11 protein-coding genes are annotated in these 14,413 nt (G+C 70.2%); 4 read left to right on the forward strand and 7 right to left on the reverse strand.

The annotated features are described in order from the left end of the window. Window positions 1–11: 11 nt before the first annotated feature. Both ACFWI9_RS08620 and ACFWI9_RS08625 read right to left on the reverse strand, forming a co-directional pair. A complete protein-coding gene (locus tag ACFWI9_RS08620; protein WP_387159969.1) occupies window positions 12–995 on the reverse strand; it encodes an NAD-dependent epimerase/dehydratase family protein in 984 nt (327 codons plus the stop codon). Further along, entirely contained in the window at window positions 992–2,428 is a 1,437-nt protein-coding gene (locus ACFWI9_RS08625; RefSeq protein ID WP_387159971.1) for a glycosyltransferase, read from the reverse strand. The genes ACFWI9_RS08620 and ACFWI9_RS08625 overlap by 4 nt, the downstream gene beginning before the upstream one ends. Here ACFWI9_RS08625 and ACFWI9_RS08630 point away from each other — a divergent pair. After that, window positions 2,402–3,622 carry a glycosyltransferase gene (locus ACFWI9_RS08630; RefSeq protein ID WP_387159973.1) on the forward strand — a complete coding sequence of 407 codons (1,221 nt, stop codon included), beginning with the start codon at window positions 2,402–2,404 and terminating at the stop codon, window positions 3,620–3,622. The two genes, ACFWI9_RS08625 and ACFWI9_RS08630, sit on opposite strands and share 27 nt — an antisense overlap. After that, on the forward strand, window positions 3,615–4,907 hold the full coding sequence (locus ACFWI9_RS08635) for a lipopolysaccharide biosynthesis protein (protein ID WP_387159975.1): 1,293 nt from the start codon (window positions 3,615–3,617) through the stop codon (window positions 4,905–4,907). The genes ACFWI9_RS08630 and ACFWI9_RS08635 overlap by 8 nt, the downstream gene beginning before the upstream one ends. Here ACFWI9_RS08635 and ACFWI9_RS08640 read toward each other — a convergent pair. From ACFWI9_RS08640 to ACFWI9_RS08660, 5 genes are all read right to left on the reverse strand, one after another. Further along, window positions 4,867–5,796 carry a class I SAM-dependent methyltransferase gene (locus tag ACFWI9_RS08640; protein WP_387159976.1) on the reverse strand — a complete coding sequence of 310 codons (930 nt, stop codon included), beginning with the start codon at window positions 5,794–5,796 and terminating at the stop codon, window positions 4,867–4,869. The genes ACFWI9_RS08635 and ACFWI9_RS08640 overlap by 41 nt on opposite strands. 12 nt (window positions 5,797–5,808) lie before the next feature. After that, window positions 5,809–7,101 (reverse strand): O-antigen ligase family protein, encoded by a 1,293-nt coding sequence (locus ACFWI9_RS08645; RefSeq protein WP_387159978.1) that lies wholly within the window; start codon window positions 7,099–7,101, stop codon window positions 5,809–5,811. A gap of 6 nt (window positions 7,102–7,107) precedes the next feature. Next, window positions 7,108–9,135 (reverse strand): asparagine synthase (glutamine-hydrolyzing), encoded by a 2,028-nt coding sequence (gene asnB, locus ACFWI9_RS08650; RefSeq protein ID WP_387159980.1) that lies wholly within the window; start codon window positions 9,133–9,135, stop codon window positions 7,108–7,110. Window positions 9,136–9,198: 63 nt separating this feature from the next. After that, on the reverse strand, window positions 9,199–10,293 hold the full coding sequence (locus ACFWI9_RS08655) for a glycosyltransferase family 4 protein (RefSeq protein WP_387159981.1): 1,095 nt from the start codon (window positions 10,291–10,293) through the stop codon (window positions 9,199–9,201). Beyond that, the gene (locus tag ACFWI9_RS08660; protein WP_387159983.1) at window positions 10,281–11,450 is read right to left on the reverse strand and encodes an NAD-dependent epimerase/dehydratase family protein; all 1,170 of its coding nucleotides are present in this window, start codon (window positions 11,448–11,450) and stop codon (window positions 10,281–10,283) included. Before ACFWI9_RS08660 ends, ACFWI9_RS08655 begins: the two co-directional genes overlap by 13 nt. 270 nt (window positions 11,451–11,720) lie before the next feature. Here ACFWI9_RS08660 and ACFWI9_RS08665 point away from each other — a divergent pair, with 270 nt between their 5' ends. Together ACFWI9_RS08665 and ACFWI9_RS08670 are read left to right on the forward strand one after the other, a co-directional pair. Further along, the gene (locus ACFWI9_RS08665; RefSeq protein ID WP_387159984.1) at window positions 11,721–13,001 is read left to right on the forward strand and encodes a nucleotide sugar dehydrogenase; all 1,281 of its coding nucleotides are present in this window, start codon (window positions 11,721–11,723) and stop codon (window positions 12,999–13,001) included. Between the two features lie 299 nt (window positions 13,002–13,300). Next, window positions 13,301–14,299 (forward strand): hypothetical protein, encoded by a 999-nt coding sequence (locus ACFWI9_RS08670; RefSeq protein ID WP_387159986.1) that lies wholly within the window; start codon window positions 13,301–13,303, stop codon window positions 14,297–14,299. The last annotated feature ends 114 nt before the right edge of the window (window positions 14,300–14,413 follow it).

Raw genomic sequence — 14,413 nt, forward strand, 5'->3', positions numbered from 1 at the left:
CCGCCGTCCGATCAGCCCACGTCGGCCGGAACCGGGCGCTGGGGGCGGCCGGTGTACTCGGTGTACTCGGGCAGGGTGCGGAACCAGTCCACCGTCCGTTCGAGTCCTTCCCCCAACGGCACCTGCGCGAGGTCGGGGAACAACTCCCGCAGCAGCCCGTCGGCCGCCTGGGAGTCGCGGACATCGCCCGTCCTCGCCGGCTCGTGCCGGATCCCGGCCTGCCGCCCGGTGAGACCGGCGAGTGCGTGGGCGAGGTCGAGCACGCTCACCCTGGTGCCGAAGGCGAGATTGACCGGGCCGGCGCAGGTCACCTGGCGCAGCACCGCGTCGGCGAGTACCCGTACGACGGTGCCCACATAGGTGAAGTCCCGGGTCTGGAGGCCGTCCCCGAAGACCCGTACCGGTGTGCCGCGCAGCAGCGCGTCGATGAAGGCGGGCACCACGGCGGCATAGGCGTGCCCTGCGGGCTGGAGCGGCCCGTAGACGTTGAAGAACCGGAACGCCAGGGCGGGGAGCCCGAACGAGGCACCGTAGGCGAGCACATACGCCTCGGTGGCCAGCTTGCTCGCGGCATACGGGCTCAGCGGCCGGGTCGCCAGATTCTCGTGCTTCGGCAGTACGGCGGTGGCTCCGTAGACCGAGGACGACGAGGCCGCGACCACATGGACGCCCGCCCGCCGGCAGGCCTCCAGGACGGTGACCGTGCCAGTGGCGTTGACATGGTGGCTCGCGACCGGGTCGGCCAGGGAGCGCGGTACGGAGGGACGGGCCGCGAGATGCACCACGGCGTCCACACGGGCGACGAGACTCTCGACGAGTGAGGAGTCGAGGATGCTCCCCTCGACCAATTCGGCGCCGCTGCCGTCCAGATTGGCCGCGAAACCCGTGCTCAGGTCGTCCAGGGCGACGACCCTGCCCGCGTTCGGACGCGAGACCAGTTCGTGGCACAGGTTGGCGCCGATGAACCCGGCGCCTCCGGTGACGAGGACGTTCAACCGTGCTCACCATCCCTTCCGGACGGGGTGACAGAGCTGACAGAGCCGGCAGGAGAGGCGAAGGAGCCGGGAGAAGCAGGCGAGGCCGGGGAAGCCCACCAGCCACGGGCCACGGCGATGGAGGTGTAGAGGGCCTCCGTGTCGGCCACCAGGCGCTCCTCGCCGAAGCGCCGCCCGGTGAACTCCCGCGCCCGGGCTCCCATCTCCCGGCGCAGCCCCGGGTCGCGCAGCAGTGCCACCGTGCGGCTCGTGAGCTCGGCGGTCACGCCCGGCGCCGGCCTGGCCAGGAGTCCCGTCGCACCGTCCCGTACGACTTCGGCGACGCTGCCGACGTCGGTGGCCACCACCGGCAGCCCGGCGAGTCCCGCTTCGATCAGACTGACCGGCATCCCTTCGTTGTCCGAGGTCAGCAGCACCAGGTCGGCGGCGGCGTAGACGGTCTCCACGTCGGAGCGCCAGCCCAGGAGACGGAGACGGTCACCGAGTCCGGCGACGGCTTCCGGGTCCGGCCGCAGATCGCCGTCCCCGCACACCACGAAGTGCGCTTCCGGTACGGCGCGGTGCACCTCGCGGGCCACGGCGAACAGCCGGTCGGGACGCTTGATCCCGGTGACCCGGCCGACATACGCCACCACCGGGCAGTCCTGGGGCAGCCCGAGCATTCCTCTGGCCTTCGCCGCATCCGGTGCGGGCCGGAGCCTGGTGCCGGGCGGTACGACGGTGTACTGCCCGGGCTTTCCGACTCCGGCGGCGAGGAGATCGTCGCGGACTCGCCCACCCACGGCCACCAGCCGGTCCGTGAGTGCGGCGAGTCGCCGTTCGGTACCCACGACGATTTTGGTTTTCACCGGGGGGAAATATCCGTGCAGGAGATGCCCGTGAAAGGTGTGCACCCGCGACGGCACCCTGGCCAGCACTGCGGCGGTCCGGCCGATGGCACCCGCTTTCGCCGTGTGCGTATGGACGATATGGGGCCGGAATCGCCTTATCGCGGAGACGAGTTCGGCGAGGCAGCGGGCGTCGTCCGAAGGCCGTACGGCACGGCCGAGTCCTTTGATTCGCTGAACCGGCAGGTCAGGTGCTCGATGGTCCAGGTGGTCCGCCTCGCCCGGCGCCACGAATCCGGCGATGAGACGGTGCTCGAAACGTTCGGAGTCCATACCCCGCAGAAGCGCCGACACCTGGACGGCAGGTCCACCGATATTCATACGCGTGATCACTCTCATCACCCGTAGGCGAGGGGTATCCGGACCGGTGTCTCGCTGCATGGCGGTCGGCATGGTGCCGATAGTAGGTGGCGTGAACCGGCGTATTGGCGAAGGGCGCGTTTCATGTTCCCTTCCACTGGTCGCATGTACAGTACGAATTCCCGAAACGCGGTTGACAATGACCGGCAGCGAATGTCGATGAATAGCGAGCGAGTTGTGTCCCATATGCGCGCGGCGGACCGGACAACCGCACCACTCGCCCCCTCATCCGGCCTGTCCGACTCATCCGGTGGCGCTCCCGCGCATCCCTCGCCCACCCGGGTCTGCCTGCTGATCGGACAGCTCGGTCTCGGCGGCGCGGAGAAGCAACTCGTCCTCCTGGCCCGTGGACTGAGCCGGCGCGGCATCAGGACCCATCTGCTGGTCCTGTTCGACGGCGGTCCGAGGGAGGCGGAGCTCCAGGACTCCGGAGTGACCCTGGTGAAGCTGGGCTTCTGGCGGCGGGAGACCCGGGGGTCCACGCTGCTCGGCAATGTCCGCGCCTTCGTGCGTCTGCTGGTGTTCCTGAGGAAGGAGAAGCCGCAGGTCCTTCAGGCCTTCCTGCTGCACGCCTATGTGCTGGCCGCTCCCGCAGCCCGGCTCGCGCGCGTCCCCGTGCTGGTGGCGGGGCGGCGCAGTCTCGGGTTCTTCAAGCGCGGGCACCGCGTCGCCCTCGCGCTGGAGCGGATCGCGACCCGCTGGACCGATCTGGTGGTCGCCAACGCGCAGGCGGTCGCCGAAGACGTACGGCAGGACGAGGGCGTACCCGCCGGGAAGCTCACGGTGATCCCCAACGGGATGCCGCCGAGCGAGTTCGAGCTCGCACGGCCCACTGAAGTGGACACCTCGCTTCCCGTGGTGCTCTGCGTCGCCAATCTCGCGGTCCACAAGGGCCACCGCCACCTCCTCGCGGCCTGCGCGGAGCTACGACGCCAGGGCAAGCCGTGCACCCTCGTCCTGATCGGGGACGGCCCGGAACGCTCGGTACTGGAGCGGCAGGCCACCCGCCTGGAGGTCGACGCGCGCTTCCTGGGTTTCCGTACCGACGGCGCCGGATTCCTGGCGCGCGCGGACGTGGTCGTGCTGCCGTCCCTGTACGAGGGGCTGAGCAACGCCGTCATGGAGGCAATGGCGGCGGGGCGGCCGGTGGTGGCCACGGCGGTCGGCGGCACACCGGAGCTGCTCGATGACGGGCGCGGGGTGCTGGTGCCGCCCGCCGATCCGGTCGCGCTGGCCGAAGGGCTGCGGTCGTTGCTGGAGGACCGCGACACGGCCGCCGCGATGGGGCGGCGGGCGCGCGAGTGGGCCCTGGCCAACCTCAGCGAAGACGTGATGGTCGAGCGGTATCTGTCGCTGTACCAGCGACTGCTCCATGGCTGACAGCAGCGCACAGCAGTTCGTCCGGGTGATCGCGGCCCGTGCGGGCACCCTCGCGATGGGCGTCATCGCCAGTGTGGTCATCGCCAGGGCGCTGCCACCCGAAGCGCGCGGCACGTACTACGTGGCCGTCACGTTCGGCACCACCGCCATGGCACTCGGGCATCTTTCCGTCGAACAGGCGCAGACCGCCCTGTGGTCGGACAAGGGGAAACGAACCCTTCTTGAGAGCAACAGCGTTCCGCTGGGACTGCTCGTCGGCGTCGTCGCCGCGCTCCTGGCGATGGCTGCGGCCGTCGCCTTCCAGGGGCATGGGAACCTACCCGGACCGTGGCTGCTGGCCGCCGCCTGCGCGAACGTGCCGCCGGCGGTCGGGGTGCTGTACGCGAGCAATATCGCCGTACTGCGCGACCGCTCCCGCGAGGCGGGGCTGGCAGCGCTGGTCGCCGCCGCCGTCCAGTGCGGGTGCCTGGTCGCGCTCGGCGTCACCGGCCACATCACCGTGTACACCGTCGTGATCGTGTGGTCCGCCTCTTCCCTGGTGTCCCTGGCCGTGCTGATCGGGTCGGGCGGGGTCGCTGTCGCCCGGCCGCGCATGGGTCTCGCACGGGTGGCGTGCCTCAAGGGGCTGCGGCTGCACGCCGGTTCGGCCGCGGCCTTCCTCCTGCTGCGGTCGGATGTGTTCCTCCTGAACGCGCTGGCGGGCTCCCACGCGGTCGGCGTCTACACGCTCGCGGTCACCCTCGCGGAACTGAGCCGTGTCGCCGTAGACGTGTTCGCACAGATCACGCTGCCCCGGCAGTTCGACCACGACAAGCGCGGCGCGGTGCCCGTCGTGGTACGCAACGTACGGCTCATGGCGCTGCTCAGCGCGGCATCCGCGCTGACGGCGGTGGCGGCCGTCGCGGTCCTGATCAGGCCGGTGTACGGGGCCGCGTACGCGGACGCGGCCACGCTCACCGCCTGGCTGGTGCCGGGCGTGCTGCTGCTGTCGGCCGGCCGTCCCGTGTCCACGTTCCTGCTGCGGTTCCGCTCGGCGCGTTCCGTCGTGCTGCCGTCGCTGCTCGCGCTGGGGGTGAACACCGGCCTGAACCTGCTGTTGATTCCCGCCTGGGGCGCGGTCGGCTGCGCGATTGCCTCCACAGTGGCCTATCTGACCGTGATGGGCGCGCAGTTCACGCTCTTCCTCCGCGACAGCGGCACCCGGTGGTGGCAGCTGCTGCCGACCGGCGTCGAAGCCGCCCAGCTCATGGACTCGCTGCGGCACCGGCACCGGAGCCCAGCGTGAACACGAACTCGTTGCAGCCGAGACCGCCCCGGCAGGTCTTCAGATGACGCAGTTCGAAGGCACGCTCCCGGCAGAACGAGAAGACCTCCTCCGGCGTCGCGACCTCGAAGGGGTAGCCCCCCACCCAGTCGACCAGATCGTGCCGGCGTGACATGCCACGGGGGCGCGGAACGCTCCCGCCGAGGGGAGCGCCCCCACGAGCCAGGTTCAGCAGCGCACGCGCCGGGTGGTTCCGGCTCAGATAGAGCAGGCTGCCGGACAGCAGCAGCCGCCGCGCGAGCGGTCCGGACCGGTTGTAGCGCCGCTTCACCTCGGTCCAGACCAGGCTTTCCAGCCCCTGGTCGTTGTAGATCGACACGTACAGCGCCCCACCGGGGGCTACCAGTCCGCACGCGGCGTCCATCGCCTTCCACAGATCACCCGTGTGGTGCAGTACGCCCCACGAGTACACGATGTCCGCCCGCTCCTGCTCCCGCACGAAGCCGGGATCCAGGATGGAGGCGCAGCACACACTCCAGTCCGTCACGTGGTCGGCCTCCGGAGCGAACCGCGCGCGCAGTCGCCGGGTCGTACGTACCGAGTCGGGGTCGTAGTCGAAGGAACGGACCCGCGCGCCCATGCGCAGGGCCGCCAGGGAGAAAAGCCCGCTGCCGCATCCGATGTCGAGGAAGGTCCGGCCGGTGAGGTCACTGGTACCGAGCGCCCGTTCGAGCGATTCTCCGGCGGTGGCGACGCGTTCCTCGTCGATCAGGTCCCCGAACCGGCGCCAGTTGCGCCCGAAGGCGAAGCGCCGGCCCTGACGGATCTCGGTCTCGCAGTCGACTGCTCCACTTGCTCCGGCTACTGCGGCGCTTTCGTTGCTTTCGGTGCCTGCGGCGATCTCTGTCATCCACGTGTTCCTTTACGGATTCCTTGCGCTGAGGACGCGGGCGGTGGGTGCGGTGGCCGGCTGCCGGCGGCGCCGGGACTGGGCGAGCAGACAGCCCAGCAGCACCCAGAAGGGAGCGGATACGAGGAGAGTCGCCAGGGTGTTGGCGAAGAGCAGCCCCATCGCGGCGGCGGCTCCCATCGACTGGAGTACCGCGTGCTCACGAGTGTGCCGCCGGGCGAGAGCCGGCCACAGCAGGGCCGCGAACAGGACGAGCGCCCCGACTCCGCACTCTGCTGCCAGCCTCAGGTAGTCGTTGTGGGTGTTGAGGTAGATCCCCAGCTCGGGTGACATCCGGGCGAAGTCGGGGAACGCGCCGTATCCGATTCCGCGCAGCGGATGGTCGAGCGCGACGCGTGCGGCCACCCAGGCGGCCCGCCTGCGTACATCGTTGTTCGCCGAGAGTTCGGCGGTGGAACGGTCCCCGGTCAGTGTGCTTCCGACCGCGTCCAGGGTGCCCGGAAGCAGCACTGCCGCACCGAGCACGGCGAGTGCGACGAGCACCTTGTGGCGTGGCGGACGGCCTGCGAGGAGCACCCAGGTCACACCCGCCGCGACCATCAGGAAGGCTCCGCGCGATCTCGTCTCCAGGATCGCGGTGGCGAGGAGCAGCGAGGGCAGCAGCCACAGCCAGGAGCGCTGCAGCCGTACGAGCCCGGCGGCGGCGACAAGCGGCAGCGCCAGCATGGCACCGAGGTAGTTGGGGTTGAGGCCCAGCCCGACCAGGCGCTCGTTGGCGTGTTGCCCCAGGACCAGGAGATACCCGGCGACCGCCGCTCCCGACACGGCGACGATCCGTGCGACGTGCCGGGGGTCCGGGGGAGTGACGGTGGAGACCGCGAGGAGGGCCAGACCCGCGAGCAGTGACGCGCATCCCGCCCGGCCTCCCTCGACGGCCAGTGGCAGCGGCGGCAGCAGCCGGCTGACCGCCACCGCGAGGGCGAGCAGCACGACCACGGCGGACACCAGCAGATCGCAGCGCGGCCGCAGACCGCTCAGCAGGATCCGGAGCAGCAGGAGGGCGACGGCACCGGCGATCAGCACCGCCGTGGCCGTGCCCGCCGGGTCCGCGACCGCCGTCAGGGGAACCAGCCCCAGCAGCAGTACCAGCACCAGGTCCGGCCGGGGCCAGACGAGCAGGGCGAGGGAGGCGGCGACCACCGCGGCAGCGGTCGCCATGCCGTGGAGCAGCGTCAGACACACCACGACCGGCACGAAGAGCACCAGGCACAACCAGCCGACGGCTGAGGCGGCGCGCGATCCCATGCCCGCTCAGTCCCCGCTGTGCGGCAGCGGCTCCGATGCGACCGGCGCCGGCGGCACCCGGGGTGCTGCCTCGCGCACCGGTTTCTGCGCTGCCCCGCGGCCAGGTCCTGGTCCGGCAATCGGTCTGTGCCCAGGTCCGGGCACAGACCAGGGCCCGGGCAGCGGCCGGTCGGCGAAGTGCCGGTGCCAGAGCTCGAACTGGATCAGTGCCCAGAGCCCACGCGCGTGGTTCGTGCCCGCCATGTGCTCTTCGAGCATTGCCCGTACGGCCTGCGGCCGGAAGTAGCCCCGTGACCGCGCCGTCCCGTCGGTCAGGACGTCCCAGGCCAGCTCCTTCAGCTCGGTACGGAGCCAGTGGTCGAGCGGCACCCCGAAGCCCTGCTTCGGCCGATTCAGCAGCTCGGTCGGCAGCCAGTCGGCCAGGGCCTTCTTGAGGAGGTACTTGGTGGTCGACCCCCGTACCTTCAGTGACGCGGGCAGCCGCGCGGCCCACTCCATCAGATGGTGGTCGAGGAAGGGGGAGCGGGCCTCCAGCGAGTTGGCCATGGTGGTGATGTCCACCTTCACCAGCAGATCGCCCGGCAGATAGGTGTGCACGTCGACGTCCATCAGCTGGTTGGGCAGGCTGCCGGCGCGCGAGGCGCCGAAAGCCCGGGCCATCAGCTCGTAGCTGTCCACGCCCGACAGCTCCCGGCGCATCCCGTCCGTGTAGAGCTCGTGCTTCTGCTCGGGGCCGAGATACGACATCAGCCGGGCGTAGCGGTCCTGCGGAGTCTCCCCCAGCATCCTGAGGGCGGTGCCCGCCTTCCGCAGCGGCGCGCGGGCCGGACCGCGGTCGAGGAGCAGCCCGGCCAGCCGGCGCAGCGCGGGGTGGGCGGCGCGGGGGGCCCGCAGCCGTGCGGTACGCGCCATGAGGGCGTAGCGGGTGTAGCCGCCGAACGTCTCGTCGCCGCCGTCTCCGTTGAGGGCGACGGTGACGTGCCGCCGGCTCAGTTGGGCCACGTAGTAGGAGGGGATCGCGGACGAATCGGCGAACGGTTCGTCAAAGTGCCAGGCCAGGGTGGGCAGGACGGTCAGCGCGGAGGTGCTCACGACGAACTCGTGATGGTCCGTCCCATAGCGGCGCGCCACCGTTCGGGCATGCTCCCGTTCGTCGTAGCGGGCGTCGTCGAAGCCGATGGCGAAGGTCTTCACCGGCCGGTCGGTGGTCCGGGCCATGGCGGCGACCACGGCGGACGAGTCGATGCCCCCGGACAGGAACGCTCCCAGCGGGCGTTCGGCGGCCATCCGGATCCTGGTGGCTTCGAGGAGCAGTTCACGGGTGCGCTCGGCGGCCTCCGGCTCACTGACGGGGCGGTGGGCGGGGGAGAAGTCCAGCCGCCAGTAGCGCCGAACGCTCACCCGGCCGTCCTGCCAGCTGAGCAGGTGCCCGGGTGGCAGCTTGCGGATGCCGCGGAGGATCGACCACGGTGCGGGCACGTACTGGTAGGTCAGGTAGTGGTGCAGCGCGACCGGGTCCACCTCGCGGGTGCCCGAGTCCACCGCCGTGAGCGCCTTGAGTTCGGAGGCGAACAACAGGGCGCTGCCGGTGTCGCGGTAGTAGAGCGGCTTCTTGCCGACGCGGTCGCGGGCGAGCAGCAGCCGCCGCCGCTTCACATCCCACAGCGCGAACGCGAACATGCCGCGCAGGCGGTGGACGAGTGCCTCGCCGCACTCCTCGTAGAGATGCACGAGGCATTCGCCGTCGCTGCCGGTGCGGAACCGGTGCCCGCGGGCCAGCAGTTCGCGGCGGAGGTCCCCGAAGTTGTAGATCTCGCCGTTGAAGACCGCGATCACGCTGCGGTCCTCGTTGGCGAGGGGCTGATCACCCCCGGCCACATCGATGATCGCCAGCCGCCGCATACCGAGAGCCGCGTGCGCGTCGGAGAAGTACCCGGCGCCGTCCGGGCCGCGGTGGGTGAGTGTGCCGCACATGGTGCGGACGGTCGCCGGGTCGGGAGTCCCGGTGGTCGCGATACCGGCTACCCCGCACATCTGCCCGTCCTCCTGCGCCGCCCGACAGTGCCTGACCAACGGCACCATACCGACATACCCTTCCTATTCCGGACGACCCGCAGGAGCGGCTGGACCGGCCCAGCCCGACTCGTACACGGGGACTCTCAGCAGCAGCCCCCAAGCCACGGCGGTCGCCGCGACCACCGTGATCAGCGCGACGTCCTGAGCGAACACCCGGAACATCACCAGGAAGGCGATCAGGCAGGTCAGCGAGGCGAAGCCGCCGATCACCACGGCGACCTGGCGCACGGTCAGGCCGAGGCGGCGCAGCCGGTGGGCGATATGGTCCCGGCCGCCCTGGAGCACCGGTCTGCCCGCCCGGCGCCGGGCGACCATCACCAGGGCCGTGTCCGCGATCACCACCAGGGTGACGAGCGGCAGCGCCGCGTACCCGGAAAGCGTTCCGCCGCCGTCCCCGTGCAGGAGGGTGGTGCACGACACCAGGAACCCCACGAAGAGCGAGCCCGCGTCGCCGAGGAAGATCCGGGCGGGGTGCCAGTTGTGGATGAGGAAGCCCGCGCATGCTCCGGTCAGCGCGGCCATGAGTGCGGCGGCGCCCGCGTGGCCCGTACCGAGTGCCGCACAGCACAGGAACCCCGCGATCACCGTCGTGACGGTCGAGACCACCCCGTCCATGTTGTCCAGCAGGTTGAACGCGTTCGTGGTGAACAGGATCCAGCCGACCGCGAACGGCACGTCGAACCATGCGCCCAGGAACACGGGATGGCCGCAGCAGAGCACCACCACGAGCGCCGCCGCCCCCTCGACGCCCAGCCGGACACCGATACCGAGGCCGAGCGGGCGCAGATCGTCGGTGAGGCCCAGGACCGCGATCAGCGCGGCGCTGGTCAGGATGATGCCGACGGTGGCCGTGTCGGTGCCCCCGGTCCTCTCGGCGTCCTCCCCCGTGAGGAGCACCGACATGATCGCGGCGGCCAGCGTGGCGCACGCGACGGCGACACCGCCGAGATAGGGGGTGGGGCGGCTGTGCGACTTACGGGCGTCCGGGTGGTCGGTGTAGCCGCGGCGCAGCGCCAGTCGGCGCAGGGGTTCGGTCAGCAGGGCCGCCATGAGGAAGGCGCCGAGACTCGCCAGCAGGATCCCCGGCCACGGTGGCCACGGGCTCAGACCGGACACGGGCCCGCCAGTACGGCGGGCGCGGGAGCCGTGCCCCCGATGCTCTCGGTGTCGCCCGCGTTGCTGGCGTTCCCCGCGCGGCCCGCGTCACCCGTGCCCCCGGACCTCCCGGTTGGGCGTCCTTCAGCGGCGGCCCCGAGAGTCTGCCCTCGCACTTCGTCCCTGGCCTGTGCCACCGCGTCCCCCAGCATGTCGTCCAGGTCCCGCCGCGGCGCCCAGCCTGTACGGTCCCTGAGTTTCGAGGTGTCGGGCACACGCCGCTCCATGTCCTCGAACCCGGGCCCGTACGCCTCGTCGTAGGACAGCCGCCGCACGGACGAAGGACTCGCGGCGCGGGCGATCACCCGCCGTGCCAGCTCCAGGACACGGACTTCCTCCTCGCCGCCGATGTTGAAGGTCTCTCCGGCGGAGCCTGGAAGCGCGCTCAGCCGCAGCAGCGCGTCGACCGCGTCGGCGACATGGAGGAAGCAGCGGGTCTGTTCGCCGGTGCCGTACACGGTGAGCGGTTCACCCAGTACCGCCTGCCGGGCGAATCGCGGGATGACCATTCCGTAGGCGGGACTCTGGCGGGGGCCCACGGTGTTGAAGAATCGCACGATGGTGGCGCGCAGTCCGTACTCCCTGCGGTACAACTCGGCGAGGATCTCGTCCACCGCCTTGGCCGTGCTGTACGACCACCGGGGGATGGCCGGGCTGCCGAGGATCCGGTCGGAGGTCTCCGCCAGCGGCCCGGAGGAGTTCTTGCCGTAGATCTCCGATGTGCTCGCGAGCATGAGCCCGCGGTCGTGGCGGCTGGCGGACTCGATGACCGTCTCCGTGCCCTTGGTGTTGACCGTGAAGGACCTGAGCGGCTGTTCCACGATCAGTCTGACTCCCACGGCCGCGGCCAGATGCACCACCGTGCCGCAGTCGCGCACCAGCTCGTCGACAAGCCGTGCGTCGAGCACGGACCCTTCCACGAACGTGAAGTTCTCCCGGGCGTCCAGTTCATGAGCGCATTCACGGGCACGGGCGAGGTTCCTCAGCGATCCCGTGCTGAGGTCGTCCAGTACGACGACGCGCTCGCCGCGCTTCAGCAGCGCTTCCACGAGATGGGAGCCGATGAATCCGGCTCCCCCGGTGACAAGGTATTTCGAATGTTCCGGACGTTCCGTCAAGAGGTCACCCCACGTCTGCGGTTCGCGTGTCTCCGGGGGTGTGTGCACCCGGGCACTCATGGCAACGATAGCCCGAGCCGGAGCTACCTTAATGTAATGAACCCGGGATTAGTCCATCCGGGAATAGGGCTGCGGGGCGCGCGGCGCTGTTCGCCTGAATCAAGGTCACCCAGAAGGTGGGATTCCGGTGGCGTTGATTGTGAGTCGCGTTGATTGCGAGTCGGGTACTGGTCCGGGCGATGTGAACGCCGACCAGACAGGAGTCCGACCGTGTCGAGCGAAGCGGGAATCTCAGCAAGAAAGGTGGTGGTGGTCGGACAGGGATACGTCGGCCTTCCCCTGGCGGTTCGCGTCGCGGAGGCGGGACACCGGGTGGTGGGTGTCGATGTGGACGAACTGCGGGTCAAGCGGCTCTCCTCCGGTGAGTCCTTCGCCGAGGACGTGACCTCCGAGCGCCTGCTGCGAGCCCTCAACTCGGGTCGCTACAGCGTGAGTACGGACTACTCGGATGTCGCCGACTTCGATGTCTGCGTCATCACCGTGCCTACGCCGCTCAAGGAGGGTGCACCGGACCTCAGTTATGTCGAGAGTGCGGTACAGGCGATCGGCGGACATGTGAGACCGGGGGCCACGGTGATCCTCGAGTCCACCACCTACCCGTGTACGACCGAACATGTCGTGCGCCCGATTCTGGAAGCCGGAAGCGGGTTGCGGGCGGGTGAGGACTTCCATCTGGGATACAGCCCTGAGCGAATCGACCCGGGAAATAGGACCTGGCGGCTTGAGAACACCCCAAAGGTCGTTTCGGGGGTGAGCGAGGAATCGCTGCGCCATGTGGCGGATTTCTATGAGTGTGTCGTAGAGCGCACGGTCGCGGTGAGTTCTCCCCGTACCGCCGAACTCACCAAATTGCTGGAGAACACTTTCCGCCACGTGAACATCGCACTTGTCAACGAGCTGGCGATGTTCTGCAAGCCGCTCGGTATCGACATCTGGGAGGTCATCGACGCCGCGTCGACAAAGCCCTTCGGATTCATGCGCTTCCTGCCGGGACCCGGGGTCGGCGGGCACTGCCTGCCGATCGACCCCTCCTATCTCTCCTGGCAGGTCAAACAGGCGCTGCGGCACGACTTCCGCTTCGTGTCGCTGGCGAACGACATCAACAGCCATATGCCCGACCATGTGGTGCTGCGGGTCGCGAGGGGGCTGAACGCGCGCCGCAAGCCGGTCAACGGGAGCCATGTGCTGGTGCTCGGGCTCGCGTACAAGAGGAACACCGGCGACATCAGGGAGTCGCCCTCCGTCGCCGTCGCCGAGGGGCTGCGGCAGCTGGGCGCCCACGTCCTGGCGGTGGAGCCGCATGTCGAGGCGTCCCGGCTGCCGGCGGACATCCTGTGCGTCGAGCTCACCGAGGAGCAGCTGGCCGCGGCGGACGCGGTGGTCATCGCCACCGACCATGACGTCTTCGACTACGCGCTGGTGGAGAACGCCGCCGACTACGTGTTCGACGCGTGCAACCGCTGCCGGGGTGCCGGCGTCGAGCGCCTCTGACTCCCGACTCGGCCACCCGGGTGCCGCCGCTGGGCCGTACCGCCGAGTGTTGCGGCGAGCCTGTTTGGCTCCGGACGCCCACGTCTATTGATCCCGTTGCCCGGATCGGGCGGCCATGTCGAGCTAGTCGAACAAGAGGAGTGATCAGCGCGATGCCGGTAGCGGCCAGACATCTGGCGAATCGTTTCTGCTGCGTCGGTCGGCGCTGGGTACCGCCGCACTTCGACCGCATAGGCGCCGCCCCGCTGCCGACCCACACCGCCGATCAAGCACCAGCTTCTGAAGGAGCCACGAACAAGATGCCCAGCCGCACTGGATGGCGTGTGGCCATGGTCGCCACCGCCGCAAGCCTGCTCGCCGCCGCTCCGATGGCCGTCGCCGCACCGGCGTTCGCGGCGGACCCCTACCCGCCTTCACTCACCCTCCAGGTCGACGATGTCACCGTGGCGCCCGGTCAGGAGCTCAGCTTTGTCGCGACGGGCCTGGACGCGGACGAACAGGTCATCGCCCAGCTTGTGCCGAGGGGCGGCAAGACCGGTCCGCACGGCGCGTCCGGGCGTGCCGGAGCACCGTCCTACACCGAGCCCAGCACGTCGCCGTCGTGGAGTGACTACGACGCGCGCGACGCGAACCGCGACACGGCCAGGCAGAACGACCAGGGGACGAGGGAGGGACAGGGCGTCGGCGGCACCGCCCCTGACGCGGATGCCGATTCCGTAGGCGGGATCATCCCGCTCGGTTCCTTCACCGCGGACGCCGACGGCACGGTGGCGGGTACCGTCGTGATTCCCCCAAGCACCCCGCCCGGGCGGTACGACTTCCAGATCGTCCGTAGCGGATCGACTCTGTCCGCACGCGTAACCGTCGTCACCGACGAGGACAAGGACAAGGACACGGCGGGCGGCGGTGACCACGGCCGGCCTGGACGAGGCGAGGACGACCATGGCCGCCCGGAGCACGGCGGCGACAAGGGCGACCACGGTGACGACCGGGAGCATGGCCGCCCTGGTCACGAGGGCGACCACGGTGACAAGGCCGATCACGGTGACAAGGGCGACCACGGTGACAAGGCCGATCACGGTGACAAGGCCGATCACGGTGACAAGGGCGATCACGGCGACAGGGCTGACAAGGGCAGCCATGCCGCCTCCGCCTCAGAGGACCAGGGTCCGCAACTGGCGACGTCCGGTGCTTCGGACGCCTCGGTCGCGCTGCTCGCCACGGCCGGGGGGCTGCTGGTCATCGGCGGTGGCACTCTACTGATCTCCAAGCGCCGCCGCGGCAGCCGCAGGATGTGACCCGAGCGGCGGATCCGACGCGGCACCCGCAAGCGGGACCGGGGGGCGGCGCGCGCGCGCCACAGCCCCGCCCCCCCCGGCCCCCCCCCCCCCCCCCCCCCCCCCCCCCCCCCC

This window comes from Streptomyces sp. NPDC127084, assembly GCF_042724175.1.
In the GTDB taxonomy this organism is placed as follows: Bacteria; Actinomycetota; Actinomycetes; order Streptomycetales; family Streptomycetaceae; genus Streptomyces.

Bases quoted from the DNA above. Each gene is read 5' to 3' on its own strand.
- ACFWI9_RS08670 (WP_387159986.1), top strand. From the start codon at position 13,301: ATGCCCAGCCGCACTGGATGGCGTGTGGCCATGGTCGCCACCGCCGCA.
- ACFWI9_RS08625 (WP_387159971.1), bottom strand. From the start codon at position 2,428: ATGGGACACAACTCGCTCGCTATTCATCGACATTCGCTGCCGGTCATT.
- ACFWI9_RS08630 (WP_387159973.1), top strand. From the start codon at position 2,402: ATGAATAGCGAGCGAGTTGTGTCCCATATGCGCGCGGCGGACCGGACA.
- asnB (WP_387159980.1), bottom strand. From the start codon at position 9,135: ATGTGCGGGGTAGCCGGTATCGCGACCACCGGGACTCCCGACCCGGCG.
- ACFWI9_RS08640 (WP_387159976.1), bottom strand. From the start codon at position 5,796: ATGACAGAGATCGCCGCAGGCACCGAAAGCAACGAAAGCGCCGCAGTA.
- ACFWI9_RS08645 (WP_387159978.1), bottom strand. From the start codon at position 7,101: ATGGGATCGCGCGCCGCCTCAGCCGTCGGCTGGTTGTGCCTGGTGCTC.
- ACFWI9_RS08635 (WP_387159975.1), top strand. From the start codon at position 3,615: ATGGCTGACAGCAGCGCACAGCAGTTCGTCCGGGTGATCGCGGCCCGT.